The organism is Mycobacterium sp. 4858, from assembly GCF_900240975.1.
In the GTDB taxonomy this organism is placed as follows: domain Bacteria; phylum Actinomycetota; class Actinomycetes; order Mycobacteriales; family Mycobacteriaceae; genus Mycobacterium.
Window position 1 is genome coordinate 514,218 of record NZ_LT968776.1, and the last position, 24,135, is coordinate 538,352.

At 70.4% G+C, this 24,135-nt stretch carries 19 protein-coding genes; 4 read left to right on the forward strand and 15 right to left on the reverse strand.

What is annotated here, in order from left to right; all coding sequences use genetic code 11:
- The first annotated feature begins 55 nt into the window (after positions 1 to 55).
- Positions 56 to 940, forward strand: coding sequence for a D-alanyl-D-alanine carboxypeptidase family protein (locus C1737_RS10800; RefSeq protein ID WP_369807522.1), 885 nt, complete (start codon positions 56 to 58; stop codon positions 938 to 940).
- Here C1737_RS10800 and C1737_RS10805 read toward each other — a convergent pair whose 3' ends face one another.
- The 4 genes from C1737_RS10805 to ffh are packed head-to-tail and all read right to left on the reverse strand — an operon-like array spanning position 941 to position 6,104.
- Positions 941 to 1,549, reverse strand: coding sequence for a TetR/AcrR family transcriptional regulator (locus tag C1737_RS10805; protein WP_067928323.1), 609 nt, complete (start codon positions 1,547 to 1,549; stop codon positions 941 to 943). It lies immediately after the preceding gene.
- Between the two features lies 1 nt (position 1,550).
- On the reverse strand, positions 1,551 to 3,401 hold the full coding sequence (locus tag C1737_RS10810) for an amidohydrolase family protein (protein WP_102419887.1): 1,851 nt from the start codon (positions 3,399 to 3,401) through the stop codon (positions 1,551 to 1,553).
- 41 nt (positions 3,402 to 3,442) lie between these two features.
- The gene (locus C1737_RS10815; RefSeq protein WP_102418161.1) at positions 3,443 to 4,534 is read right to left on the reverse strand and encodes an amidohydrolase family protein; all 1,092 of its coding nucleotides are present in this window, start codon (positions 4,532 to 4,534) and stop codon (positions 3,443 to 3,445) included.
- A 13-nt stretch (positions 4,535 to 4,547) separates the two neighbouring features.
- Positions 4,548 to 6,104: a signal recognition particle protein gene (gene ffh, locus C1737_RS10820; protein ID WP_067920386.1), complete on the reverse strand. Its 1,557-nt coding sequence runs from the start codon at positions 6,102 to 6,104 to the stop codon at positions 4,548 to 4,550.
- A gap of 283 nt (positions 6,105 to 6,387) precedes the next feature.
- Here ffh and C1737_RS10825 point away from each other — a divergent pair, with 283 nt between their 5' ends.
- Together C1737_RS10825 and C1737_RS10830 are read left to right on the forward strand one after the other, a co-directional pair.
- On the forward strand, positions 6,388 to 7,194 hold the full coding sequence (locus C1737_RS10825; protein WP_102418163.1) for an alpha/beta hydrolase: 807 nt from the start codon (positions 6,388 to 6,390) through the stop codon (positions 7,192 to 7,194).
- A gap of 103 nt (positions 7,195 to 7,297) precedes the next feature.
- Positions 7,298 to 9,028, forward strand: coding sequence for a DEAD/DEAH box helicase (locus C1737_RS10830; protein WP_102418165.1), 1,731 nt, complete (start codon positions 7,298 to 7,300; stop codon positions 9,026 to 9,028).
- Between the two features lie 34 nt (positions 9,029 to 9,062).
- Here C1737_RS10830 and C1737_RS10835 read toward each other — a convergent pair whose 3' ends face one another.
- From C1737_RS10835 to C1737_RS10865, 7 genes are all read right to left on the reverse strand, one after another.
- The gene (locus C1737_RS10835; RefSeq protein ID WP_082972951.1) at positions 9,063 to 11,528 is read right to left on the reverse strand and encodes a [protein-PII] uridylyltransferase; all 2,466 of its coding nucleotides are present in this window, start codon (positions 11,526 to 11,528) and stop codon (positions 9,063 to 9,065) included.
- Between the two features lie 45 nt (positions 11,529 to 11,573).
- On the reverse strand, positions 11,574 to 11,912 hold the full coding sequence (gene glnB, locus C1737_RS10840) for a nitrogen regulatory protein P-II (protein ID WP_066952569.1): 339 nt from the start codon (positions 11,910 to 11,912) through the stop codon (positions 11,574 to 11,576).
- Positions 11,909 to 13,300, reverse strand: coding sequence for an ammonium transporter (locus C1737_RS10845; RefSeq protein ID WP_067920395.1), 1,392 nt, complete (start codon positions 13,298 to 13,300; stop codon positions 11,909 to 11,911). Before C1737_RS10845 ends, glnB begins: the two co-directional genes overlap by 4 nt.
- Before the next feature lie 186 nt (positions 13,301 to 13,486).
- The gene (ftsY, locus tag C1737_RS10850) at positions 13,487 to 14,836 is read right to left on the reverse strand and encodes a signal recognition particle-docking protein FtsY (protein WP_102418167.1); all 1,350 of its coding nucleotides are present in this window, start codon (positions 14,834 to 14,836) and stop codon (positions 13,487 to 13,489) included.
- Between the two features lie 46 nt (positions 14,837 to 14,882).
- On the reverse strand, positions 14,883 to 18,488 hold the full coding sequence (smc, locus tag C1737_RS10855) for a chromosome segregation protein SMC (protein ID WP_102418170.1): 3,606 nt from the start codon (positions 18,486 to 18,488) through the stop codon (positions 14,883 to 14,885).
- A 143-nt stretch (positions 18,489 to 18,631) separates the two neighbouring features.
- The gene (locus C1737_RS10860; protein WP_067927866.1) at positions 18,632 to 18,925 is read right to left on the reverse strand and encodes an acylphosphatase; all 294 of its coding nucleotides are present in this window, start codon (positions 18,923 to 18,925) and stop codon (positions 18,632 to 18,634) included.
- Positions 18,912 to 19,325 carry an OsmC family protein gene (locus tag C1737_RS10865; protein ID WP_068096430.1) on the reverse strand — a complete coding sequence of 138 codons (414 nt, stop codon included), beginning with the start codon at positions 19,323 to 19,325 and terminating at the stop codon, positions 18,912 to 18,914. The genes C1737_RS10860 and C1737_RS10865 overlap by 14 nt, the downstream gene beginning before the upstream one ends.
- 54 nt (positions 19,326 to 19,379) lie before the next feature.
- Here C1737_RS10865 and C1737_RS10870 point away from each other — a divergent pair, with 54 nt between their 5' ends.
- Positions 19,380 to 20,156 carry a PIG-L deacetylase family protein gene (locus C1737_RS10870; RefSeq protein ID WP_102419888.1) on the forward strand — a complete coding sequence of 259 codons (777 nt, stop codon included), beginning with the start codon at positions 19,380 to 19,382 and terminating at the stop codon, positions 20,154 to 20,156.
- Positions 20,157 to 20,276: 120 nt separating this feature from the next.
- Here the strand turns inward: C1737_RS10870 and C1737_RS10875 are convergent, their stop codons facing one another.
- The 4 genes from C1737_RS10875 to mutM all read right to left on the reverse strand — a co-directional run bounded on the left by C1737_RS10875 (position 20,277) and on the right by mutM (position 24,087).
- Positions 20,277 to 20,867, reverse strand: a complete 591-nt coding sequence (locus C1737_RS10875; RefSeq protein ID WP_068096423.1) for a NifU family protein — start codon at positions 20,865 to 20,867, stop codon at positions 20,277 to 20,279.
- Entirely contained in the window at positions 20,864 to 22,777 is a 1,914-nt protein-coding gene (locus C1737_RS10880; RefSeq protein WP_102418172.1) for a ferrous iron transporter B, read from the reverse strand. Before C1737_RS10880 ends, C1737_RS10875 begins: the two co-directional genes overlap by 4 nt.
- On the reverse strand, positions 22,774 to 23,046 hold the full coding sequence (locus C1737_RS10885) for a FeoA family protein (protein WP_233214732.1): 273 nt from the start codon (positions 23,044 to 23,046) through the stop codon (positions 22,774 to 22,776). Before C1737_RS10885 ends, C1737_RS10880 begins: the two co-directional genes overlap by 4 nt.
- Before the next feature lie 180 nt (positions 23,047 to 23,226).
- The gene (mutM, locus tag C1737_RS10890; protein ID WP_102418175.1) at positions 23,227 to 24,087 is read right to left on the reverse strand and encodes a DNA-formamidopyrimidine glycosylase; all 861 of its coding nucleotides are present in this window, start codon (positions 24,085 to 24,087) and stop codon (positions 23,227 to 23,229) included.
- Positions 24,088 to 24,135: the final 48 nt, after the last annotated feature.

The following is a 24,135-nucleotide window of genomic DNA, read 5'->3' on the forward strand; positions in this document are numbered from 1 at the left end:
CGGACAGTAGACGAAAATCGTCGCCGAACAGGACAGGTAGTTAGACTTTCGACCCATGCGCAAGGTCATGGCCCTCAGGGTCGGCGTCGCGGCCCTGCTCGCGGTCGGGGCGTGCGGCGCCGCCGCCCCCGCGTCCTGGGCCGACAGCATGCAGCCGGTGGGCTCGGTACCGATCCCGGACGGTCCGGCGCAGACCTGGATCGTGGCCGACCTCGACAGCGGTCAGGTGCTGGCCGGCCGCGACCAGAACGTGGCCCACCCGCCGGCGAGCACCATCAAGACGTTGCTGGCCCAGGTGGTCCTCGACTCGGTGAGCCTGGACTCGACCGTCGTCGCGGACGCCGCCGACACCCAGGTGGAATGCAACTGCGTCGGCATCAAGCCGGGCCGCACCTACACCGCGCGCCAGCTCCTCGACGGCCTGCTGCTGGTCTCGGGTAACGACGCCGCCAACACGCTGGCGCACATGCTGGGCGGCGCCGACGCCACGGTCGCCAAGATGAACGCCAAGGCCGCATCGCTGGGCGCGACCAGCACCCACGCCGCGACACCGTCCGGCCTGGACGGGCCCGGCGGATCGGGGTCCTCGACCGCGCACGACCTGGCGGTCATCTTCCGCGCCGCGATGGCCAACCCGGTGTTCGCCCAGATCACCGCTGAGCCGTCGGCGATGTTCCCCGGCGATAACGGCGATCACCTCATCACCAACCAGGACGAGCTGTTGCAGCGCTACCCCGGCGCGATCGGCGGCAAGACCGGGTTCACCAACGCGGCCCGCAAGACCTTCGTCGGGGCCGCTGCCCGCGGTGGCCGTCGGCTGGTCATCGCGATGATGTACGGGCTGATCAAAGAGGGCGGACCGACCTACTGGGACCAGGCGGCGACGTTGTTCGACTGGGGATTCGCGCAAAGCCCCCAGTCCAGCGTCGGCTCGCTGTAGCTATTCCGGTCGGCCCGCGTCCGGCGCCGCCGCGGACAGCAGCGTCATCAGCATCGGGATCCGCTGCTCGGCGATGTGCGGCTGCGGCAGCACCCCCTCCACCACCGCGGCCCCGTCGAAGACATTGGTCAGCACCGAGACCAGCACCGGGAACGTCTCCTCAGGGAAGCCCTCGGCGCCGGGCAGCGCACGGGCGGCGTCGTGGATTTTCGTGGAGTACTGCCGCAACTCGTGTTGCAAGGTGGCCCTGAGCTTTTCGTCGGTGCGGGCGGCGACCAGCAGTTCGTACAGCACGGCGTTGCTGGGCGCGGTGGTCAGGTCGCGCAGGATCGCCAGGGCGGCCTCCAGCGCCGGCCGATCGGGCGGGATCTCGGCGACCCGCTTGGTGAAGGTCTCGAGCTGGCGACGCAGCACCTCCGACGCCGTGGCCGCCATGAAGTCGCCCATGGTCTCGAAGTGCCGGAACAGGGCGCCGACGGAGACCCCCGCGCGCTTGGTGATCACCGCCGCGGACGCCCGGGCGTAGCCGACCTCGATGATGGTGTCGATGCAGGCGTCGAGGAGCCGGCCCACGGTCTCCTCGCGGCGCTGCTGCTGGGTTCTCGCCATGTCAGGCCCCGATCGTCAGCGGGCTCCGGCCGCGGTGCCGCTGGCCGGCGCGCAGGTAGCGGCCCGATTTGACGGTTTGGCCGTAGCCCTCACGGAACCGGCCCGCACGGAAGACGACCGCGCCGCCCACACCGGTCGCGACGACCGCGTCGTCGTTGCGATTCACCATGCGCCGCAGGCCGCCGTAGAACGGCACCTCGTCCTCGTGGTAGCCCTCGACCGTTTCGTTGAGGCCGGCCGGGTCGATCACCACGAAGTCCGCGCGGTCGCCCTGGCGCAGCGTGCCGGCGTCGACGCCGAACCACTCCCCCAGCTCGCCGGTCAGCCGGTACACCGCCCGCTCGGTGGACATGAACGGCGCGCCGGCCCGCTGGGCATCCCGAACCCGCTTGAGCAGCTTGACCGGGAAGTTGTAGAAAGCCATGTTGCGCAGGTGCGCACCGGCATCCGAGAAGCCCATGTGCACGCTGCCCTCGTTGGCGAGTGCGTCGAGCAGCTTGGGGCGGTGGTTGGCGACGACGGTCGTCCACCGCACGTTGCGCTCACCGTTTTCGACGAGCACGTCGAGGAACGCGTCGAGCGGGTGCAGCTTGCGCTCGTCGGCGATGGCGCCGAAGCTCTTGCCGATCAACGACTCGTCGGGGCATTCGACGATGACCGCGTCGTGGAAGTCGCGGTGCCACAACGACGGTCCGAGCTTGACGCGGTCGAACTCGCGCCGGAACTTGCGGCGGTATTCCTTGTCCGCCAGTAACTCGTTGCGCTCCAACTGATCCCGTAGGTGCAGGGCGGCCGTTCCGGCGCCGAACTCCTCGAACACCGGGAGGTCGATCCCATCGGAGTACAACTCGAAGGGCACCGGCAGATGCTGGAACCGCACGCTGGCGCCCAGCAGCTTGTTCAGCAGCCGCGTCCCCGGGCCGAACACGTACACCGACAACGGCATCGACTTGGCGTCGGCCGATACCAGCATGCTCATCCGAACACCCTTGCCGCGGTTGAGGATCCGGCTGCTGGCCAGGAAGAACAGCATCCCGGTCGACGGCTTCGCCACGTTGGGGGCGCTCTGCAGCAGCCGCCCGCGCTTGCGCAGCACCTTGATCAGCCTGCGCCGCTCGCGCCAGGTCGCGAAGGTGGACGGCAGCGCCCGCGACCGGAAGCGCTCACCGTCGAGCTTGTCGATGGCCGCGTCCATGCCCGACATGCCGAGCATCCCGGCTTCCAGGGCGTCGTCGAGCAGGTCCGCCATCTTCTCCAGTTCGGCGTCGGTGGGCGCGACGGCGGCGTCGGTGGACCGGTCGAGCCCCAGCACGGCGGCCCGCAGGTCCGAATGACCGAGCAGCGAGCCGATGTTCGGCCCGAGCGGCAGGGCGTCGATCGCCTTGATGTATTCCGCCGGGCCCGACCACGTCTTGTCTTGCAGGGCGCCGTAGACGTATTCGCGCGGTACGGCCTCGACCCGGCTGAAGAGGTCGGCGGCGTCCTCGGCGTTGGCGTAGACCGTGGACAACGAGCAGTTGCCCAGCAGCACCGTGGTCACGCCGTGGCGCACGGACTCCCGCAGGCCCGGGTCCAGCAGCACCTCGGCGTCGTAGTGGGTGTGCACGTCGATGAAGCCGGGCAGGATCCACTTGCCGGCCGCGTCGATCACGTCGGGGCAGCCCGCCTCGTCCAGCGGCCCGTCCGACACCGTGGCCACCACGCCGTCGCGGATGCCCAGCGTGCGGGTCTGCGGTGCTCCGCCGGTGCCGTCGAACCACAGCCCGTCGCGGATGATCACGTCGTACGCCACTCTTGCCTCCAGGTCCTCGCGGTGACACGGACCGTAACATAGATAGCAAGCACTCGCAATCTTTTCTGCCCGGTGTGTCCACCCGTCGGGCGAGTGCCGGCCTACGCCGGCGAGTGAAACGCCTTGCCGCGCAATATCACCAGGTCCGGACGGCCTAGCACGTCCGGGCCCGACCGCGGGTCCCGCGCGTAACACAGCAGGTCGGCGGACGCGCCGTGATCCAGGCCGGGTCGGCCCAGCCAGCGGCGGGCGTCCCAGCACGCCGCGCCCAATGCCTCGGCCGGGCTCATCCCGATGCCCTTGAGCGCCTCGACCTCATCGGCGATACGCCCGGGCGCGACCATGGTGCCGGCGTCACTGCCGGCGTAGATCGGCACGCCCGCCTCGCGGGCGGCGGCGATCCGCGACAGGCCGCGGGCGTGCAGGTCGCGCATGTGGGCGGCGTAGGTCGGATACTTCGCGGCGGCGGCGTCGGCGATGCCGGGGAAGTTCTCCACGATGTTGACCAGCGTGGGGACCAAGACCGTTCCGCGCTCGACCATCAGCGCGATGGTGTCGTCGGTGAGACCGGTGCCGTGTTCGATGCAGTCGATGCCGGCGTTGATCAACCCGGGCAGCGCGTCCTCACTGAAGACGTGCGCGGTGACCCGCGCGCCGTGGGCGTGTGCGGTCTCGATTGCGGCCTTGAGCACGTCGTCGGACCACAGCGGGGCGAGATCGCCGACGCTGCGATCGATCCAGTCACCGACCAGCTTGATCCAGCCGTCCCCGCGGCGCGCCTCCTCCGCGACCGCCTCGGGCAACTGCCACTCGTCTTCGAGCTCACGCGAGAAGCCGGCCGCATAGCGCTTGGGCCTGGCCAGATGTTTTCCGGCGCGGATGATGCGCGGCAGGTCGTCGCGGTCGTCGAGGCTGCGGGTGTCGGTCGGTGAGCCGCAATCACGCAGCAGCAGCGCCCCGACGTCACGCTCGGTCTCGGCCTGCGTGACCGCCTCGTCGAGCGGGATCTCGCCGTGCTCGCCGAGGCCGACGTGGCAGTGCGCGTCGACCAGTCCGGGCAGGATCCAGCCTTGAAACCCAGACGAGCCAAAGACGGTGTCGGCCCCGGTGACGGGCTCGGTGCTGATGCGCCCGTCGACGATCCACAGCTCGGTTGGGCTCTCGTCCGGCAGCCCGACACCTCGCACGTGCATGCGCACGGCGCGGCTAGTTCTTGCCTGGGAACTTGAGCTTGGACAGGTCGAAATCCGCCAGCCCGGGCGGTAGCTCGTTGAGGCCCTCGGGCATGTGCGACAGGTCGGGGAACCCGGCCGGCATGCCCGGCATCCCGGCGCCGAGGGGGTTGCGAACCTTGGGCGGCGTGGGACCCCGCCCACCCTTCTTGCCCTTCTTGCCCTTGGCGCCCTTGGCCTTTCGGGTGGCGGACTTGCGGCCCATGCCCGGGATGCCCATGCCGCCGAGCATCGACGACATCATCTTGCGGGCCTCGAAGAAGCGGTCGACCAGCTGGTTCACCTCCGACACGGTCACGCCCGAGCCGTTGGCGATGCGCAGCCGCCGCGACGCGTTGATGATCTTCGGGTCGGCCCGCTCTTCGGGTGTCATGCCGCGGATGATGGCCTGCAGGCGGTCGAGTTGCTTGTCGTCAACCTGGGCCAGGGCGTCCTTCATCTGTCCGGCCCCGGGCAGCATGCCCAGCAGGTTGCCGATCGGGCCCATCTTGCGGATGGCGAGCATCTGCTCCAGGAAGTCCTCCAGCGTCAGCTCGCCGGTGCCGATCTTGGCCGCGGCGGCCTCGGCCTGCTCGGCGTCGAAGACCTGCTCGGCCTGCTCGATCAGGCTCAGCACGTCGCCCATGCCCAGGATGCGGCTGGCCATCCGGTCGGGGTGGAAGACGTCGAAGTCCTCGAGCTTCTCGCCGGTGGAGGCGAAAAGGATTGGCACGCCGGTCACCTCGCGCACCGACAACGCCGCGCCACCGCGGGCGTCGCCGTCGAGCTTGGTCAGCACCACCCCGGTGAAGCCGACGCCCTCGCGGAAGGCCTCCGCGGTGGTCACGGCGTCCTGGCCGATCATCGCGTCCAGCACGAACAGGACCTCGTCGGGGTTGACCGCGTCCCGGATGGCCGCGGCCTGCGCCATCAGCTCGTCGTCGATGCCCAGCCGGCCGGCGGTGTCGACGATGACGACGTCGTGGTGCTTGGCCCGGGCCTCCGCGAGCCCCGCCGCCGCGACCGCGACCGGGTCGCCGGGTCCCGATTCGGGCGACTCGCCGGGATGGGGCGCGAAGACCGGGACCCCGGCACGCTCGCCGACGACTTGCAGCTGGTTCACGGCGGCCGGCCGCTGCAGGTCGCACGCCACCAGCAGCGGGGTGTGCCCCTGGCCGCGCAGCCACGCGGCCAGCTTGCCGGCCAGCGAGGTCTTACCGGACCCCTGCAGGCCGGCGAGCATCACCACGGTCGGCGGTGTCTTGGCGAACGCCAGCTGGCGGGTCTCGCCGCCCAGGATGCCGATCAGTTCTTCGTTGACGATCTTGACGACCTGCTGCGCCGGGTTGAGGGCACCCGAGACCTCGGCGCCCTTGGCGCGGTCCTTGATCCGGGTGACGAACGCCCGCACCACGGGCAACGAGACGTCGGCTTCCAGCAGCGCCAGCCGGATCTCGCGGGTGGTGGCGTCGATGTCGGCGTCGGTCAGACGACCCTTGCCGCGTAGCCCCTGAAGTGCACCGGTCAACCGGTCGGACAGCGATTCAAACACCCCGCCAGCCTAGTGGTACTGCAAGCGCGGCGAAGCCGGGCGCGGCAGGTACCACCCATCAGGCCTAGTGGTACTGCAAGCGCGGCGAAGCCGGGCGCGGCAGGTACCACCCATCAGGCCTAGTGGCCCACCGCCTTGGCCGGCTCGGCGCCGCCCATCGACCGCGACATTGCAACTACGCAGACGACACGCCGGCAAACGTGTGCGTGGTTTCAGTCTCGGCGAGACGGCGAGCGAGTTTGAATGGTCGAGCGAACCAAGACGCCGCCGAAGGGGCCAGCCCATGCTCGAGGTGATCGACAAGGGGTCCTGCAGCCGGGACCATCCCGTCCCGCTGCTCTTCGTGCACGGCGGCTGGCACGGGGCGTGGTGTTGGGAGCACTTCCTGGACTTCTTCGCCGACGCCGGGTACCGCGCGGTCGCGGTGAGCCTGCGCGGCCACGGCGCCAGCCCGACGGCGAAGCCGCTGCACAAGGTCTCCATCGCCGACTACATCGAGGACGTCCGCTCGGTGGCCGACGGGCTGGGCGGCGCGCCGGCGCGCCACCCTGTCCTCATAGGCCATTCCCTGGGCGGCTTCGTGATCCAGCGCTACCTCGAAGAGCGCCGCGCCCCGGCGGCGGTGCTGGTGGGATCCGTGCCGCCGCAGGGCGTGCTGAGGTTGGCGGTGCGCGTGTGGCGCCGCCGGCCGTCGATGACGTTGGAAGCCTGGAGCGACCGCACGCTGCTGAGGTTCCTCGCCACCCCGGCGCTCACCCGCGAGTACCTCTTCTGCGCCGACACGCCCGAGGCCGTCGTCGAATCCTGCATGCGGCGCGCCGGGGCCGAAAGCGTGCGTGCCGCCATGACCGACCCGATGGTCCGCCGCGTGAGAACCCGACGGGTGAGCACGCCGATCATGGTGCTGGGCGCCGAGTACGACGGCTTCGTCAGCGTCGGCGACGTGCGCGCCACCGCGCGCGCCTACCGCACCGAACCGGAATTCTTCTCGATGGGCCACAACATGATGCTCGAGCCGGCTTGGGCTGACGTCGCCGAACGCATCCATGCGTGGCTGGAGACCCATGACCTGGCGGCCGAACCGCGCTAACCACGCTCGAGTCGTTACTGCGCCGAAAAGCGTTGGCGTGCTAGATTTCACGTCCGCCACTTAACCGGGCCGTCCGCGTCGACAACTGCAACTACGGGGGGAAATGTCCGTGCAACCGGCCGATCGCACGGAGACCTCCGTCGACGGCGGCGGCAGGGCGCTGCGCGGCTGGCAGCGCCGGGCGTTGGTCAAATACCTGGCCGGCCAGCCGCGCGATTTCCTGGCGGTGGCCACCCCCGGATCGGGGAAGACGACGTTCGCCCTACGGGTCGCCGCCGAACTGCTGAGCCAGCGCGCCGTCGAGCAGATCACGGTCGTGGTGCCCACCGAGCACCTCAAGGTGCAGTGGGCCCAGGCCGCGGCGCGGCACGGCATCGCCCTGGACCCGAGGTTCTCCAACACCAGCGCCCGCACGTCGGGCGAGTACCACGGCGTGATGGTCACCTACGCGCAGGTCGCGGCGCACCCGACTCTGCACCGGGTGCGCACCGAGCAGCGCAAGACCCTGGTGGTGTTCGACGAGATCCACCACGGCGGCGACGCCAAGACCTGGGGCGACGCCATCCGCGAGGCCTTCGGCGACGCCACCCGCCGGCTCGCCCTGACGGGCACGCCGTTCCGCAGCGACGACAGCCCCATCCCGTTCGTGGACTACGAGGCGGGCGCGGACGGGGTGCGCCGGTCGCGGGCCGACCACACCTACGGCTACGCCGAGGCCCTCGCCGACGGGGTGGTCCGGCCGGTGGTGTTCCTGGCCTACTCCGGGGAGGCGCGCTGGCGAGACAGCGCCGGCGAGGAACACGCCGCGCGGCTGGGCGAGCCGCTGACCAGCGAGCAGACGGCGCGAGCCTGGCGCACCGCGCTCGACCCCGCCGGCGAATGGATGCCCGCGGTGATTGCGGCCGCCGACCAGCGGCTGCGCCAGAAGCGCGAGCACGTGCCGGACGCCGGCGGCATGATCATCGCCTCCGACCGCACCGCGGCCCGCGCCTACGCGGCCCTGTTGACCACGCTGACCGGCGAGGCGCCGACGGTGGTGCTGTCCGACGATCCCGGATCGTCCGAGCGCATCAGTGAATTCGCCGCGAGCACCAGCCGGTGGCTGGTCGCGGTGCGCATGGTCTCCGAAGGCGTCGACGTGCCCCGGCTCGCCGTCGGCATCTACGCCACCAGCGCCTCGACTCCCCTGTTCTTCGCGCAGGCCATCGGCCGGTTCGTGCGGTCCCGCCGGCCCGGCGAGACCGCGAGCATCTTCCTGCCCTCGGTGCCCAACCTGCTGCAGCTCGCCAGCGAGCTGGAGGCCCAGCGCAACCACGTGCTCGGGGAGCCGCACCGCCCGGACGAGGATCCCCTCGACGGTGACCCCGCCGTCCGGACGCAAACCGAGAAGACCGAGGTCGACAACGGCTTCACCTCGCTGGGCGCCGACGCGGAGCTGGATCAGGTCATCTTCGACGGGTCGTCGTTCGGCACCGCGGCCCCCGCCGGAAGCGACGAGGAGGCCGACTACCTCGGCATCCCGGGCCTGCTCGATGCCGAGCAGATGCGAGCGCTGCTGCACCGCCGCCAAGACGAGCAGCTGCAGCGACGGGCCGCGCAGGGGGTGCCGGCCCCGGTGTCGGCGGCGCCGTCGATGCACGGCCAGCTGCGCGAGCTGCGCCGCGAGCTCAACACCCTCGTGTCGGCCACCCACCACCGCACCGGCAAGCCGCACGGCTGGATCCACAGCGAACTTCGCCGCCGCTGCGGGGGACCGCCGATCGCCGCCGCCACCCGCGAGCAGATCCAGGCCCGCATCGAAGCGTTGCGGCAGCTCAACGTCGAGCACTCCTGAGCCGACTAGTTGTAGAAGCCGACTGGTTATAGAACTAGTCGCCGACGGGCTCCTCGAGCACTTCGACCGCGGGGCCGCCCAGCACGGCCAGGAGGTTCTGCTCGATCGCGGCCCGCGCCCGGTGCTCGGCGTTCGCCGGCACCGTCACGCAGAAGACGTCGGCCGCCGTGGAGCCGAACGTGTTGACCTTGGCCCACGCGATGTCCGCGTCCGCACGTTCCAGCGCATTCGTCAGCAGCGCGAGCAGGCCCAGGCGATCCATGGCGCGGACCTCGAAGATCAACTGGCCCGCGGTCGCCGCGTCCAGCCACAGGATGCGCGGCGGAGCGGTCGAGCGGGTGACGGGCACCCCGGCCTGGATCTCGCCGGCCCGCGCGGTTGCGGCGCTGACGGCGTCGTTGTCGCGCCTCTCCAGCGTGCCCAGGACGTCGAGGTCGCCGGCCAGGGCGCCGTTGAATTGCTGACGCAGCAGGCCGGATTCGGGCGGGGAGCCGAACACCGGCGACACGACGAACTCGACGATCGCGACGCCCTCGTGGATGTTGGCCAACGCCGAATGGATGCGCAGCGAGTTCAACGCCAGCACCGCGGCGGCTTTCGACACCAGCCCCCGCTGGTCCGGCGCGAGCATCACCGCGGTCAGGCGCTCGCGGTCGCCGGGTTTGATCTCCACGTGCACCCCGCGGTCGGCGGCCAACGAAACATAATGCGGCGCAATGGGTTCGGCCTCCGGAAGCGGCTCTCCGGCCATCACCAGCCGGCAGCGGCGGACCAGGTCCTCGATCAACGAGGCCTTCCAGTCGCTCCACACCCCCGGCCCGGTCGCCTTCGAGTCCGCCTCTGCCAGGGCGTGCAGCAGCTCGAGCAGGTGCGGGTCGCCGTGCAGGGCCGCGGCGACGGACTCGATGGTCTTCGGGTCGTTGAGGTCGCTTCGGGTGGCGGTGATCGGCAGCAGCAGGTGGTGGCGGACCATGCCCGCGAGCGTGTCGGTGTCCTGCGCCGACAACCCCAGCCTGTTCGCGATCGGGACCACCAATTCCGCGCCCAGCACACAGTGGTCCGTGCCGCGCCCCTTGCCGATGTCGTGCAGCAGCGCGCCGAGCGCGAGCAGGTCCGAGCGCGCCACGCGCGTGGTGAGAGGGGCCGCGTTGACGGCGGTTTCGACGATGTGACGGTCGACGGTCCACTTGTGCGAGACGTCGCGCGGCGGCAGGTCGCGGACCGCGTCCCATTCGGGGAAGAGGCGGCCCCACAGCCCGGTGCGGTCCAGCGACTCGATCGTGTTCACCGTCGTGGGACCCGCCAGGAGCACCACCAGCAGGTCGTCCAGCGCCTCCCGCGGCCACGGCGACGGCAGGTCGGGGACGCTGTCGGCCAGCCGTTTGAGGGTCCCGGCGCCGATCGGCAGGCCCGTGTCGGCCGACGCGGCGGCCACGCGCAGCACCAACCCGGCATCGGTCTGGGGTTGGGCATCGCGGGCGAGGACCACCTCGCCGTCGTACTCGACCACTCCCTCGTCCAGTGGCCGGCGTCTCGGGCGCCGCACCAGGGCGGTGAGGCCGCGCCGGGGCAGCGCGTTCTGCGCGGTCCGCAAGCCGGTCTCGGCGTGGTAGGCGATGGTGCGGCTGACGCTGGACAGCATGCGGGACAGAGCGAATCGGTCCCCGACGCCCAGCGCGGCGCTGACCTCGTCGGCGAACTGCGCCAGCAGTTGGTCGAGTCCGCGTTTGGACACCCGGTGCAGTTCGGTGCGGACGTCGAGCAGCGTGAGGTACGCGGCATCCAGCGAGCCGCCCGGCGCGTCGGGATGGCCCATCCCGTGGCGGTCGATGAGCTGCGCGACGCCCAGCGCGTCGAGCAGCTGGACGTCGCGCAGGCCGCCACGCCCCGACTTCAGGTCCGGCTCGGCCCGTTGCGCGATGCGCCAACACCGTTGCCAGCGTTCATAGGTCATCGCGACGAGCTCGTCCATGCGGGATCGGATCGCGCTGCGCCACTGGCGTCGCGCCCCGTCGATGAGTTCGGCCGACAGCCGCTGGTCCCCGGCGATGTGCCGGGCATCCAGCATGCCCAGCGCGGCCACCATGTCGCTGTTGGCGACGCCGAGGGCCCCCGACACCGTGCGCACGCTGTGGTCGAGCCGGACGTTGGCGTCCCACAGCGGGTACCACAGCCCGTCGGCGACCCGCTGCAGCACGTCGTCAGACTTGTTGTCGTGCAACAACATCAGGTCAAGATCGGAGTACGGCAGCAGCTCGCGGCGGCCCAGACCGCCCACGCCGACGATCGCGAAACCGCTGTCATCGGTGATGCCGATCTCGCCGGCCTTGGCCACCAGCCAGGATTCGTGCAGATCCAGCCACGCTTTGCGCAGTTCCGCCGCGCCGAGCTCGCGGCCGTCTGACAGCAGCTGGCGTCGGGCGGCAGCCAGATCGCTTGCGCCGCCGGCGCTTTGAGCTTCTGCTTCAGATGACCCGGACGGGCCGGGTGGGTTTGTCATACCCTCCCGGCCCGTCCGGCCCGGTTCGTCAATGCGCGGGTGGCCTCAGAGGGCATCTGTTCCGCGTTCACCCGTGCGCACCCGCACAATGGTTTCCACGGGGGTGACCCAGACCTTGCCGTCACCGATCTTGCCGGTGCGCGCCGCCCGGACGATGCTGTCCACGACCTTGTCCACGATGGAATCGTCGACCACGACCTCGATTCGCACCTTCGGCACGAAATCCACCGAGTACTCAGCGCCCCGGTACACCTCGGTGTGGCCCTTCTGCCGCCCGTATCCCTGGATTTCGCTGACCGTCATCCCGAGGACGCCCGCGTCCTCGAGGCTGGTCTTCACGTCATCGAGGGTGAACGGCTTCACTATTGCGGTGACTAGCTTCATGCCTGCTCTGCCTCCACCTTGTCGCCCACTCGGTCCTCCTCCAGGCCGTTGCGCTCATCCAACGGAATCCGCGCCGCCGGGAGAACGGACCCTTGCCCACCGATCGTCCCGAAATCGTACGCGCTCTCCGCGTGCTCGGACTCGTCGATGCCGGTTGATTCCTCCTCGGCGGGGACGCGCAAGCCGATCGTGTACTTCAGGATCAAGGCCAAGATCAGCGTGACGATGCCGGAGTAGAACAGTACCGCGAAGGCGCCGACGGCCTGCCGTTCCAGCTGGGCCCAGCCGCCGCCGTAGAACAATCCCTTCGACACCCCGACCACGCCGTTGATCGCCGGCGACTCGGGTGCGGCGAGCAGACCCACGAGCAGGGTGCCCGTCAGACCACCGATCATGTGCACCCCGACCACGTCGAGCGAGTCGTCGTAGCCGAACTTGAACTTCAGTCCGACGGCCAGCGCGCACACCACCCCGGCCACCGCGCCGACCACCAGGGCGCCCAGCACGTTGACCGACGAGCAGGACGGGGTGATCGCCACCAGTCCGGCGACGATGCCCGACGCCGCTCCCAGCGTCGTGGGCTTGCCGTCGCGGATGCGCTCGGTGAGCAGCCAGGCCAGCATGGCCGTGGCGGTCGCGATGGTGGTGGTCATGAACGTGGTACCGGCCGAACCGTTGGAGCTGGTCGCCGAACCGGCGTTGAACCCGAACCAGCCGAACCACAGCAGACCGGCGCCGAGCATCACGAACGGCAGGTTGTGCGGGCGGAACAGCGTCGTGGGCCAGCCGCGGCGCTTGCCGAGGACGATCGCCAGGGCCAGGCCCGCCACACCGGAGTTGATATGGACCGCTGTCCCACCGGCGAAGTCGATGGCGTGCAGCTTGTTGTTGATCCACCCGCCGTGCTCGGATGCGAAGCCGTCGGCGGCGAACACCCAGTGCGCGACCGGGAAGTAGACCAGCGTCGCCCACAGCCCGGCGAACACCAGCCACGCGGTGAACTTGAGCCGGTCGGCGACCGCGCCCGAGATCAGCGCGACGGTGATGATCGCGAACATCAGCTGGAAGGCCACGAACACGGTGGCGGGCATGGTGCCGGCCAGCGGGATGTCGACCTGCGTGACGCCCTTGCTCGGGTCGGCCTTGACGGCGTTGCCGCCGATCAGCTTCGCCAGGCCCCAGTAGTCGGTCGGATTGCCCACGACGCCGCCCCGGTCGTCGCCGAACGACATCGAGTAGCCGTAGAGCACCCACAGCACGGTGACCACGCCCATCGCGCTGATGCTCATCATGATCATGTTGAGCACGCTTCTGGTGCGCACCATGCCGCCGTAGAAGAACGCAAGACCCGGCGTCATCAACAGCACTAGCGCGGAACTCGCCAACATCCAGGCGGTATCGCCGGTATCGGGTTGGCCCAATTGCGGGAATGCCACTCGCTCACCTCCGGTCGGACATGAATGGCCGTCAGGCGACGCCTGTGACCTGATCCAGAACCTTGCGCAATGGTTGTTTCGGCGGTGGAGCGGGCGTGTTTCGCCCGGATTAACGTCGCGCTCGCCGTGTAAGAGCTTTCAGCCGAGCAGGGCGTCGACGAAGGCGGCCGGCTCGAACGGCGCCAGGTCGTCGGGACCTTCCCCGAGCCCGACCAGTTTCACCGGCACGCCGAGTTCCTGTTGAACGCGGAATACGATGCCGCCCTTGGCCGTACCGTCCAACTTGGTCAGCACGGCGCCGGTGATCTCGACGACCTCGGCGAACACCCGCGCCTGGGCCAGCCCGTTCTGTCCGATGGTGGCGTCGAGCACCAGCAGCACCTCGTCGACCGCGGCGCGGCGTGTTACCACGCGCTTAACCTTGTCGAGCTCGTCCATCAGCCCGACCTTGGTGTGCAGCCGCCCGGCGGTGTCGATGAGCACCACGTCGGCGCCCGAGGCGATGCCCTTGTCGACGGCGTCGAACGCCACCGACGCCGGGTCGGCGCCCTCGGGTCCGCGCACCACCTCCGCGCCCACCCGCGACGCCCAGGTCTGCAGCTGATCGGCGGCGGCGGCGCGGAAGGTGTCGGCGGCGCCGAGCACGACGCGACGCCCGTCGGCCACCAGCACCCGCGCCAGTTTGCCGACCGTGGTCGTCTTTCCGGTGCCGTTGACCCCGACCACCAGCAGCACCGACGGGTGATCGGCGTGCGGCAGGGCGCGAATCGAGCGGTCCATCTCGGGGTGCAGCTCGCGGATCAGCACGTCGCGCAGGACGGCCTTCGCGTCGGCCTCGGTGCGCACGGCGCTGCCGGCCAGGCGGCTGCGCAGCGCCGACATCACCGACTCGGTGACGACCGGGCCCAGGTCGGCGACCAGCAGGGTGTCCTCGACGTCCTGCCAGGCATCCTCGTCGAGGTCGCCGCCGCCGATGAGGCCCAGCACGCTGCGTCCCAGCGCGTTCTGCGACCTGGCCAGCCGGCCGCGCAGCCGCTCCAACCGGCCTTCGGGCGGCGCGATGGCCTCGATCTCCGGGGCCTCGGGAACCGTCGGAGCTTCCGGGACCGCGGCGGCTTCTGGGGCCGCCGGCGGCTCGGGGGGCGCGACCGGTGGCGGCGGGGTCACAGTTTCCGGGGTCTCCGGTTCGGGGAGTTCGACCTCGGAGATGGTGCGCCGCGGCGCGTCACGCGGGATGGTGGCGTCGTCGCCCACCGCGGGCAGCCCGGTGGTGTCGAGCCGGTCGGCCCCCAGATCGGCTCTCGCGGTCTGACTGAACGTGATGCCCGACGACGCGGTGTAGCCGCCCGACCGGTCGATCGCGCCGGGCTCGGGCTTGGTGGCGAAGCTGATCCGCCGGCGGCGGTATCGCACCAGGCCCAAGACCAGCGCGGCGACGACAACCAGGACGGCTATGACCGCGATGGCGATCCAAAGACCTTGCGACACGCTGACATTGTTTCAGCCGCGGGATGCCGGCCCCCCGGCGCGGGTGTTACGACTGCGAGACGAGCTGCTCCACCTGCTGTCCGCGCATCCGCTGTGAGATGACCGCGGTGATGCCGTCGCCCTGCATGGTCACGCCATACAGCGCGTCGGCGACCTCCATCGTCGGTTTCTGGTGCGTGATGATAAGCAGCTGCGAGCGGGCCCGCAGCAGCTCGAAGAGGCTGATCAGGCGGCGCAGGTTGGTGTCGTCGAGCGCCGCCTCGACCTCGTCCATGATGTAGAAGGGCGACGGGCGCGCCCGGAAGATCGCCACCAGCATCGCCACCGCCGTCAGCGCCTTCTCACCGCCGGACAGCAAGGACAGCCGAGTGACCTTCTTGCCCGGCGGCCGCGCCTCGACCTCGATGCCGGTGGTGAGCATGTCGTCCGGATTCGTCAGCCGCAGCCGGCCCTCGCCGCCGGGGAACAGCACGGTGAAGACTTCCCGGAATTCGCGTTCGACGTCGACGAAGGCGTCGCTGAACACCTGCAGGATGCGGGCGTCGACGTCGGCGACGACGTCCAGCAGGTCCTTGCGCGCCGCCTTGACGTCCTCGAGCTGGGTGGACAGGAAGTTGTAGCGCTCCTCCAGCGCGGCGAACTCCTCCAGCGCCAGCGGGTTGACCCGGCCCAGCTCGGCGAGCTCCCGCTCGGCGCGTTTGGCCCGCCGCTCCTGGGTGGCGCGGTCGTACGGCATCGGGGCGGGCGCGACGACCTGCTCACCGCGTTCGCGGGCCTGCTCGAATTCGGCCATCTCGAGTTCGGTGGGCGGCAGGGCCACGTCGGGCCCGTACTCGGCGATCAGGTCGGCGGGGGCCATGCCGAACTGCTCCAGCACCATCTGTTCGAGCTGCTCGATGCGCATCGCCGCCTGCGCGTTGGCCACCTCGTCGCGGTGCAGCGAGTCGGTGAGGGTGGACACCCGTGCGCTCAACGCGTTGACCTCGTCGCGCACCGCCGCCATCGCCGTCGTGCGCTGCTGGCGTTCGGCCGCCAGGGTGTCGCGGATCTTCGACGCCGCCCGCACCACCCCGTCGAGCCGCTGGGCCAGCAGCCGTCCGGCGTCGGCAACCGCCGCGGCGACGGCGGCCGCGCGCAGCCGCGCCTCACGCGCCTGCTGGGCCCGCAGCCGCGCCTCGCGCTCCGCGGCCGCGGCGCGGCGCAGGGAATCCGCGCGCCCGCGTACGGCGTTGGCCCGCTCCTCGGCGGTGCGCACCGCCAGCCGGGCCTCCACCTCGGCACTGCGGGCGCCTTCGGCGGCGGCGGCGATCCGCTGCCGGACCTCCGCGTGGTTGGGCTCTTCGGCATGCACGTGCTGGGTCTCTTGCGCGTTGCGCAGCCGGGTTTCCAGCTGCGTGACTTCCTCGACCGTCTGCGTGCGGCCCGCTTCGAGCTCCTCGCGCTGCCGCAGCAACCTGTTCCACTCGTCGTCGGCGGTGCGGGCTTCCTGCCCGAGCCGGCCGAGCTGCTCGTACATCGCCGAGATCGCGGTGTCGGATTCGTTGAGCGCGGCCAGCGCCTGCTCGGCGGAGTCCTGGCGGGCAGCCTGTTCGGTCAGCGCCCCGGAGAGCGCCGCGGTCAGCTGGGCGACCTGCGATTCCGCGGCGGCCAGCTCGTTGCCCGCCTTGTCGATTTCCGACGTCACCTCCAGCGTGGACAGCTTGCGGTCGGAGCCTCCGCTGACCCAGCCGGCGCCCACCAGGTCGCCGTCACGGGTGACCGCGCGCAACCGCGGGCGGCCCGCCACCAGTTCGAGCGCCTGGTCCAGGTCGTCGACCACCGCGACGCCGGAGAGCATCGCCGTGATGGCGCCGCGCAGGCGCGCGGGCACCTCGATCAGGTCCAGCGCCCACAGCGCGGAGCCGGGCAGCGCGTCACGCGACGCGGGGTCGTCGGCGGGCCAGTCGCCGAGCACCAGCGCCGCGCGCCCGCCGTCGGCCTGTTTGAGCGCGGCGACCGCGGACCGGGCCGCGCCGAGGCTCTCGGCAGCCAGCGCGTCGGCCGCCGAACCCAGCACCGCGGCCAGCGCCGCCTCGTAACCGGAGCGGACCTTGACCAGCTTGGCGACCGGGCCGAAAAGCCCTGCGCCAGCATGGTTTTCGGTGAGCCAGGCCGCACCATCCTTGCGTTCCAGCCCGACCGAGAGCGCGTCGATGCGGGCCCGCAGCGACGCCACCCGGCGCTCGGCGTCGCGTTCGGCGGCCTGCAGTTCGGCGACGCGTTCGTCGGCTGACCGCAGCGCGGCCACGGTCCGTTCGTGGTGCTCGTCGAGCCCCACCTCGCCCTGGTCGAGCTCACCGACGCGGCCCTGCACGGTTTCGAATTCGGCTTTGGACTGCTGCGCCCGGGCGGCGGCCTGTTCGATGCGTTCGGACAGCCGCGCGACACTGTCGTCGATCGATTCGACGCGTGCCCGCATGGTCTCCACCTGACCGGCCAGCCGCGCCAGGCCCTCGCGCCGGTCCGCCTCGGCCCGCACCGCGGCCAGGTGGGCCCGGTCCGCCTCGGCGGCCTCGCGCTCGCGCTCGCCGAGTTCGGCGCGGGCGGCTTCCAGGCGGGTGCGCGCCTCGGCCAGCTCGGCCAGCAATTGCTGCTCGGCAACCGCGACCCGCTCGGCCTCGGCCTCCAGCGCCTCGGGGGCGGGGTCGCTGGGCGGCGCCGGGTCCGTGTCGAGGTGCTGGGCGCGTTCGCTGGCGATGCGCACCGTGGCGGCCACCCGTTCGGCCAGCGCGGACAGCCCAAACCAGGTGTGCTGGACCGATTCGGCGCGGGCGGTGAGTTCGGCCACGGCCGCCTCGTGCGCGGTGAGCTCCTCCGACGCCACGGCCAGCCGGGTGGCGGCCTCGTCGTGCTCGCGGCGGATGGCGGCCTCGGCTTCGAAGATGGCGTCCCGTTCGACCTGCCGGTTGACCAGGTCGTCGGCGGCCAGCCGCAGCCGGGCGTCGCGCAGGTCGGCCTGGATGGTCTGGGCGCGGCGGGCCACCTCGGCCTGGCGGCCCAGCGGCTTGAGCTGGCGGCGCAGCTCGGTGGTCAGGTCGGTCAGCCGGGCGAGGTTCGCCGACATCGCGTCGAGTTTGCGGAGGGCCTTCTCCTTGCGCTTGCGGTGCTTGAGCACGCCGGCGGCCTCTTCGATGAAGGCGCGACGGTCCTCGGGGCGCGACTGCAGGATCTCGTCGAGCTTGCCCTGCCCGACGATGACGTGCATCTCGCGGCCGATCCCGGAGTCGCTCAGCAGCTCTTGCACGTCCATCAATCGGCAACTGGCGCCGTTGATCTCGTACTCGCTGGCGCCGTCGCGGAACATGCGGCGGGTGATCGAGACCTCGGAGTATTCGATGGGCAGCGCGTTGTCGGAGTTGTCGATGGTGACGGTGACCTCGGCGCGACCGAGCGGGGCCCGCGAGGAGGTGCCGGCGAAGATGACGTCTTCCATCTTGCCGCCACGCAGGGTCTTTGCTCCCTGCTCCCCCATGACCCACGCGAGGGCGTCGACGACGTTGGATTTTCCCGAGCCGTTGGGCCCGACGACGGCGGTGATGCCCGGCTCGAAACGCAGAGTCGTCGGCGATGCGAAGGACTTGAAGCCCTTCAGCGTCAGACTCTTGAGGTACACGGCGAGCCAGACTACCGCTCAAATCGCCCGTGCCAGCCTCACCGCGGGGTGTCGCCCGGGCCGAAATGTCCACGCCGAACACGCTGCGGCGCACTGGTCACAGTGGCCACATCAGTCACGGGGGGATGGGGTGTGGGGCCGCGTCAGCGCTCGACGAAGCCGTCGAACCGCTCCTGCGGCGCTGACCAGTCCGCGATCACGTTGTCGACGCGGCCCGGCCGCGGCGGCCAGAACTCGCCCCCCTTGAGCAGGGTCAGCAGCTTCTCGCCGGCCGCGCGCGGCCCCTGGGCGACCACCAGCACGCGGCCGTCGGCCTGGTTGGCCGCGTATCCGGTAAGCCCTAGCTCGAGCGCCCGGGATCGCGTCCACCAGCGAAAGCCGACGCCCTGGACCTCCCCGCGCACCCAGGCGGTAAGCCTGACGTCAGGATCCGACATCGGCGACCTTGAAATCGATCTGCGTGCCGCCTTTGAGCGTGCGCCCGACGGTGCAGACCAGGTCGATCGCCCGGCCGACGACCACCAGCAGCCGCTCTTTGTCCTCCGCGGACAGGGCGGACAGGTCGAGCTCGAGCGTCTCTTCCAGCAGCGGATAGACCTCGTTTTCGCGGTCGGCGTCCCCGGACACCCTCACCACGGCCTTGTAGTCGTCGCCGAGCCTGCGGGCGAGCGGCTGATCGCTGGACATCCCGCTGCACGCAGCGAGCGCGATCTTGAGCAGCTCGCCGGGGGTGAACACACCCTCGGCGTCCTCCGAGCCGACGAGCACCTGCGCACCGCGCGAGCTGTGTCCGGTGTACCGGCGCGACCCCGTGCGCTCCACCCATAGTTCGGTCATGCCCTACTTTTTACCGGGCGGCGCGTGCCCCACGCCGCGGGCATACTGCGTTTCATGGCCACCGTGGTCGCATTCCACGCCCACCCGGACGACGAGGTGATCCTCACCGGCGGCACGCTCGCACGTGCGGCGGCGGGCGGGCATCGCGTCGTCGTCGTCACCGCGACCGACGGACGGGTGCACAACGACGAACGCGACTTCCGGCTGGGCGAATTGCATTCGAGCGCAGACATTTTGGGAGTCGATCGGGTCGAATGTCTCGGCTACGCCGACAGCGGCTACGGCCCGCTGTTCTACCCGGACCCGCCGGGGCGGGTCCGTTTCGGGCGGGCGAACGTCGAGGAGGCCGCGCAGCAACTCGCGGCGATACTCGGCGAGGAAGGCGCCGACCTGCTGCTCAGCTACCAGCCCAACGGCGGGTACGGCCACCGCGATCACGTCCAGGTGCACCACGTCGGCAAGCGGGGCGCCGAACTCGCGGGGACACCGCGGGTGCTGGAGGCGACCATGCCGCGCGAATTACTGGTCCGCGTCGGCCATCTCGCCCGCATGTTGCGGCTCCCGGCGCCGTACGAGCCGGACGTCGCCCGCACCGCGTACGCGCCCCGGGCGAGCATCACCCACCGCATCGACGTCTTCGGATTCGCCCGCCAGAAGCGTGACGCGTTCGCCGCCCACCGCTCGCAGATCGGCGAATCCAGCGTGGGCGCGCGCATGTACGCACCCCTGCTCCGGCTACCGCCCCAGGCGTTCGGCCTGCTCTTTCCCCGCGAATGGTTCGTCGCCCCCGCCTTACCCGCGGGGATTTCGCGGCGGGACATCTTCGATTGACTGCCCCGTAAGCCCGAATCGAGCGTGCGTCCTGGGTGGCGCCGCCCGGCGTGTCGCCGCCCCGAACGCACACCCGAAGCCCTGAGCGCACACTCGATGACCGATGCGCCCGCCGCGCCCTCAACGGACTATCAGCGACAGCAGCTTCTTACCCAATGAGATTGCGGACGAATCGCTTTCGCACGACACCACCACGTCATCACCGGACCGCCGCCGCAGTTCGCGCTCGAAGACGTCGCGCAACGTGGACGACGCGGCCGGACACCCGTCGCAGGCACCCATCATTCGCACGGTCACGGTGCGGCCGGCCACCGAGACAAGCTCGATCGACCCGCCGTGCGAGGCAGCGAGCGCGCCGACGGGGCCCGCGAGCAGTTCCGCGGCAATGCTTTCCAGGCTTTCTGGGCTTTCTGGGCTTTCCAGGCCGGGGGCGGACGATTCGTCGACCACCCAGTCCTGCGGGGCCACCAGCGCTTCGCAGAGCGCCTCGCGAACGTCGTCTCCCAACTCGCGCCAGCTGCCACCCGCGCCGGCCGTGATCAGGATGCCGCCGGAATCCACCAGAATCTCTGCGATCGTCCCGCTGTCCAGCAGGGCGCCCAGCCCGCCCGGGGCCTGCCGAACGGTGCCGCGCGCCGGCAACCGGTCGGGCGGCACCACCCAGCGCAGCTGCTGAGGGTCCGCGGTGGCCGTGGCGTGGATCGGGATCATGCGCCCACCGCTATCGCGATCGATCGCGCGGCAAAGGCCATCGTCCAGGCCAGGACGAACATGTAGGACCAGGCGAAGGCGGGCCACCGCCACGAGTTGGTCTCGCGGCGCATCACCGCGACGGTGGACATGCATTGCAGCGCGAAGATGAAGTACGCCATCAGCGCGATGATGGTCGACGAGGTGAACACCTTGTGGCCGTCGTCGTCTGTCATGGCGACCAGGGCCTCGTGCGGATCCTCGGGGTTCGTCGCCGCCGAGACCTGCCCTAGGGTCGACACGAAAACCTCACGCGCCGAGAAGGACCCGAGCAGCGCGACGTTGATGTGCCAATCGAACCCCAGCGGCTTGAATACCGGTCCGATCGCCTTCCCGACGTCGGCGGCGTAGCTGTGGTCCATCACGTAGGCGGTGGTCTCCGTCGGCGACATGTGTGCGGTTTCGGCTTGCCGCGCGGGCAGATTGAGCAGCACCCACAGCACCACGGACGTGCCCAGGATGATGGTTCCGGCCTTGCGCAAGAACACTTTGGCCGAATCCCACATCGTGATGAGCACGGTCCTGGGCGAGGGGAAGCGGTACGGCGGAAGCTCCATCGTGAAGGGCAGCAGGTCGCTGCGCAGAATTGTCGACTTGAACAGCGACGCGGCGATCAGGGCCGAGGTGCCGCCGCACAGATACAGCAAGAACATCGCGATGCCCTGCGCGCTCAGCCCCCACCACTGGGTCTGCGGTGAAACCAAAAGCCCCACCAGCAAGGTGAACACCGGGAGCCGCGCCGAGCACGTCATCAGCGGCGCCGTGATGATGGTCGCGATCCGGTCGCGCGACGACGGCAGCGTCCGGGTGGCCATGATCCCCGGGATCGCGCACGCGAAAGAGGAGAGCATCGCGACGAACGCACGACCCTCCAATCCCGTCGCGGCCATCACCCGATCCATCAAGAACGCGGCCCGCGCCATGTAACCGACGTTCTCCAGCAACGCGATCAACAAGAACAGCAACACAATCTGCGGGATGAACTGCAATACCGTTCCCACGCCGCCGATGAGTCCCTGGCCGAGCAGTCCGCGCACCACGTAGTTGCCGACGTGGTCGCTCACCAGTACGCCGAGCCAGCCCAGCCCCTGACTCACCCGGTCCTGCAGTGGCGCGGCGACGGTGAAGACGACTTGAAAGAAGCAGAACATCACCGCGAAGAAGATGATGGTGCCCCACAGGGGATGGAGCACGATCGCATCGATTCCCCGGGTGCGCCGATCCGGTTGTGGCGCAACGTATCCGGCCGCGGCGAGCACCGATTTACCCCAGGCGTCGATGGCATCGTCGTGAGATGGGGGCAGGATCGGGGGCCGTTGCCACCGGTCGAAGGACGCCAGCCGGGCGCGCAGGGTGTCGATCCCCGCGCCGCGGTGCGCGATCACGGGGACCACCGGAATCCCCAACGCCGTCGACAAGGCTTCGACGGCGACGGTGCCCCCGCGCGCGGTCAATTCGTCGGTCATGGTCAGTGCCAACAGGCACGGCACGTCAAGCCGCAGCACCTGTGCGACGAGGGTGATCGAGCGGTGCAGCGTGGTGGCGTCGGCCACCAACACGATCGCGTCGGGTCGATCGGCGTCGGCGATCTTGCCGGCCAGCAGGTCGGCTACGACTTGTTCGTCCGGGCTGATCGGCTGCAGGCTGTAGGTGCCCGGCAGATCCTCGACGGCGATCTCGACGTCGTCGACCTTGGTGATGCCCACCCTGCGCCCGACGGTGACGCCCGGGTAGTTGCCGGTCTTGGCGCGCAGGCCGGTGAGGTGGTTGAAGACGGAGGTCTTGCCCGCGTTGGGGCTGCCCACCAGCGCCACGCGCGCCACGCCCACGACCGCGAGCGCGGTGCCGCCCTCCTCGTGGCAGGACGTCATGAGCCGCTTCCCGCGTCGACTTCGATCAGGCACGCTTCGCGCCGGCGCAAGCACAGCTCGGTGTCTTGAACGCGGTAGATGGTCGGGTCGCCCATGGGGGCGCGTCGAATCACCTCGACGTGGGATGCCGGCCGGAATCCCAGTTGCCGCAGCCGGCCCGCCACCACGGGCGGCGCCGCCGGCGCCACACCCACGATCGTTGCCCGCTGGCCCGGCGTGAGCTGGGCGAGCACCGTCGGAGAATCCGACACCCGAACTGAATCCCGCATTAGTAGCCCCGACGCCGAAGGTTCACCATGCACCCAGGATAACGATGCTAGGTGAGGATAACCTCACCTTTCTCCGAAACGTTCGCGACCTCCCGTGTGCCGCGTCGAGCGTGCTTCCCCGGCGACACCGCCCGGCGTGTCGCGACCGTCGACGCACGCGCAAAAGCCCCGATCGCACGGTCAAAGTCGCGGGCGCGGCTGACATTTCGGGCAGTAGAACGACGACCGGTTCATGAACTTCTCCCTGCGCATCACCGCCCCGCAGCGCCGGCAGTTCTCGCCTTCGCGGCCGTAGGCGTCCAGCGACCGGTCGAAGTAGCCCGATTCGCCGTTGACGTTGATGTACAGCGAGTCGAACGAGGTCCCGCCCTGCGCCAGCGCGTCGCGCATCACGTCTGCCGCGGCATCCAGGATGGCGCCCAGCCGGCCGCGGCCCAGCGTCGCGGCGATCCGGGCGCCATTGACCTTGGCCCGCCACAGCGCCTCGTCGGCGTAGATGTTGCCGATGCCCGAAACCACGGTCTGGTCGAGCAACTGCCGCTTGATCTCGGAATGCTTGCGCCGCAGGACGTTCACGACGGCTTCGCGGTCGAAGAGCGGGTCCAGCGGGTCGCGCGCGAGGTGCGCGACTGGCGCGGGCACCACGCTGCCGTCCACGCTCACCAGATCGGCGAGCATCCACCCGCCGAAGGTGCGCTGATCGGCGAAGCTCAGCACGGTCCCGTCGTCGAGCAGCGCGGAGATGCGCACGTGGTCGGTGCGCGGCACCTCCCCCACCAGCATCTGGCCGCTCATGCCGAGGTGCACGACCAGTGCCGTGTCAGGGTCGTCCGCACCGTCGAGCAGCAGCCACAGGTACTTCCCGCGCCGGTCGGTGCCGGTGATCCGGGCATCGAGCAGCCGGGCGGTGAGGTCGGCGGGCCCGGCCTCGTGCCGTCGCACGGCTCGCGGGTGGTGCACCCGCACGGCCTTGATCGTCTTGCCCACGACGCGGGCCTGCAGCCCACGGCGGACCACCTCGACTTCGGGTAGCTCGGGCATCTAGCGATGATCGCAAGCGCGGCGAAGCCGGGCGCGGCGGGTCATCGC

Excerpts from the sequence above, each read along its gene's own strand:
- glnB (WP_066952569.1), bottom strand. The coding sequence starts at position 11,912 with ATGAAGCTAGTCACCGCAATAGTGAAGCCGTTCACCCTCGATGACGTG.
- C1737_RS10875 (WP_068096423.1), bottom strand. The coding sequence starts at position 20,867 with ATGATCCCGATCCACGCCACGGCCACCGCGGACCCTCAGCAGCTGCGC.
- C1737_RS10870 (WP_102419888.1), top strand. The coding sequence starts at position 19,380 with ATGGCCACCGTGGTCGCATTCCACGCCCACCCGGACGACGAGGTGATC.
- C1737_RS10830 (WP_102418165.1), top strand. The coding sequence starts at position 7,298 with ATGTCCGTGCAACCGGCCGATCGCACGGAGACCTCCGTCGACGGCGGC.
- C1737_RS10860 (WP_067927866.1), bottom strand. The coding sequence starts at position 18,925 with ATGTCGGATCCTGACGTCAGGCTTACCGCCTGGGTGCGCGGGGAGGTC.
- C1737_RS10800 (WP_369807522.1), top strand. The coding sequence starts at position 56 with ATGCGCAAGGTCATGGCCCTCAGGGTCGGCGTCGCGGCCCTGCTCGCG.
- C1737_RS10865 (WP_068096430.1), bottom strand. The coding sequence starts at position 19,325 with ATGACCGAACTATGGGTGGAGCGCACGGGGTCGCGCCGGTACACCGGA.
- C1737_RS10885 (WP_233214732.1), bottom strand. The coding sequence starts at position 23,046 with ATGCGGGATTCAGTTCGGGTGTCGGATTCTCCGACGGTGCTCGCCCAG.
- C1737_RS10880 (WP_102418172.1), bottom strand. The coding sequence starts at position 22,777 with ATGACGTCCTGCCACGAGGAGGGCGGCACCGCGCTCGCGGTCGTGGGC.
- C1737_RS10845 (WP_067920395.1), bottom strand. The coding sequence starts at position 13,300 with ATGTTGGCGAGTTCCGCGCTAGTGCTGTTGATGACGCCGGGTCTTGCG.
- C1737_RS10825 (WP_102418163.1), top strand. The coding sequence starts at position 6,388 with ATGCTCGAGGTGATCGACAAGGGGTCCTGCAGCCGGGACCATCCCGTC.
- C1737_RS10835 (WP_082972951.1), bottom strand. The coding sequence starts at position 11,528 with ATGACAAACCCACCCGGCCCGTCCGGGTCATCTGAAGCAGAAGCTCAA.
- C1737_RS10805 (WP_067928323.1), bottom strand. The coding sequence starts at position 1,549 with ATGGCGAGAACCCAGCAGCAGCGCCGCGAGGAGACCGTGGGCCGGCTC.
- C1737_RS10815 (WP_102418161.1), bottom strand. The coding sequence starts at position 4,534 with ATGCACGTGCGAGGTGTCGGGCTGCCGGACGAGAGCCCAACCGAGCTG.
- mutM (WP_102418175.1), bottom strand. The coding sequence starts at position 24,087 with ATGCCCGAGCTACCCGAAGTCGAGGTGGTCCGCCGTGGGCTGCAGGCC.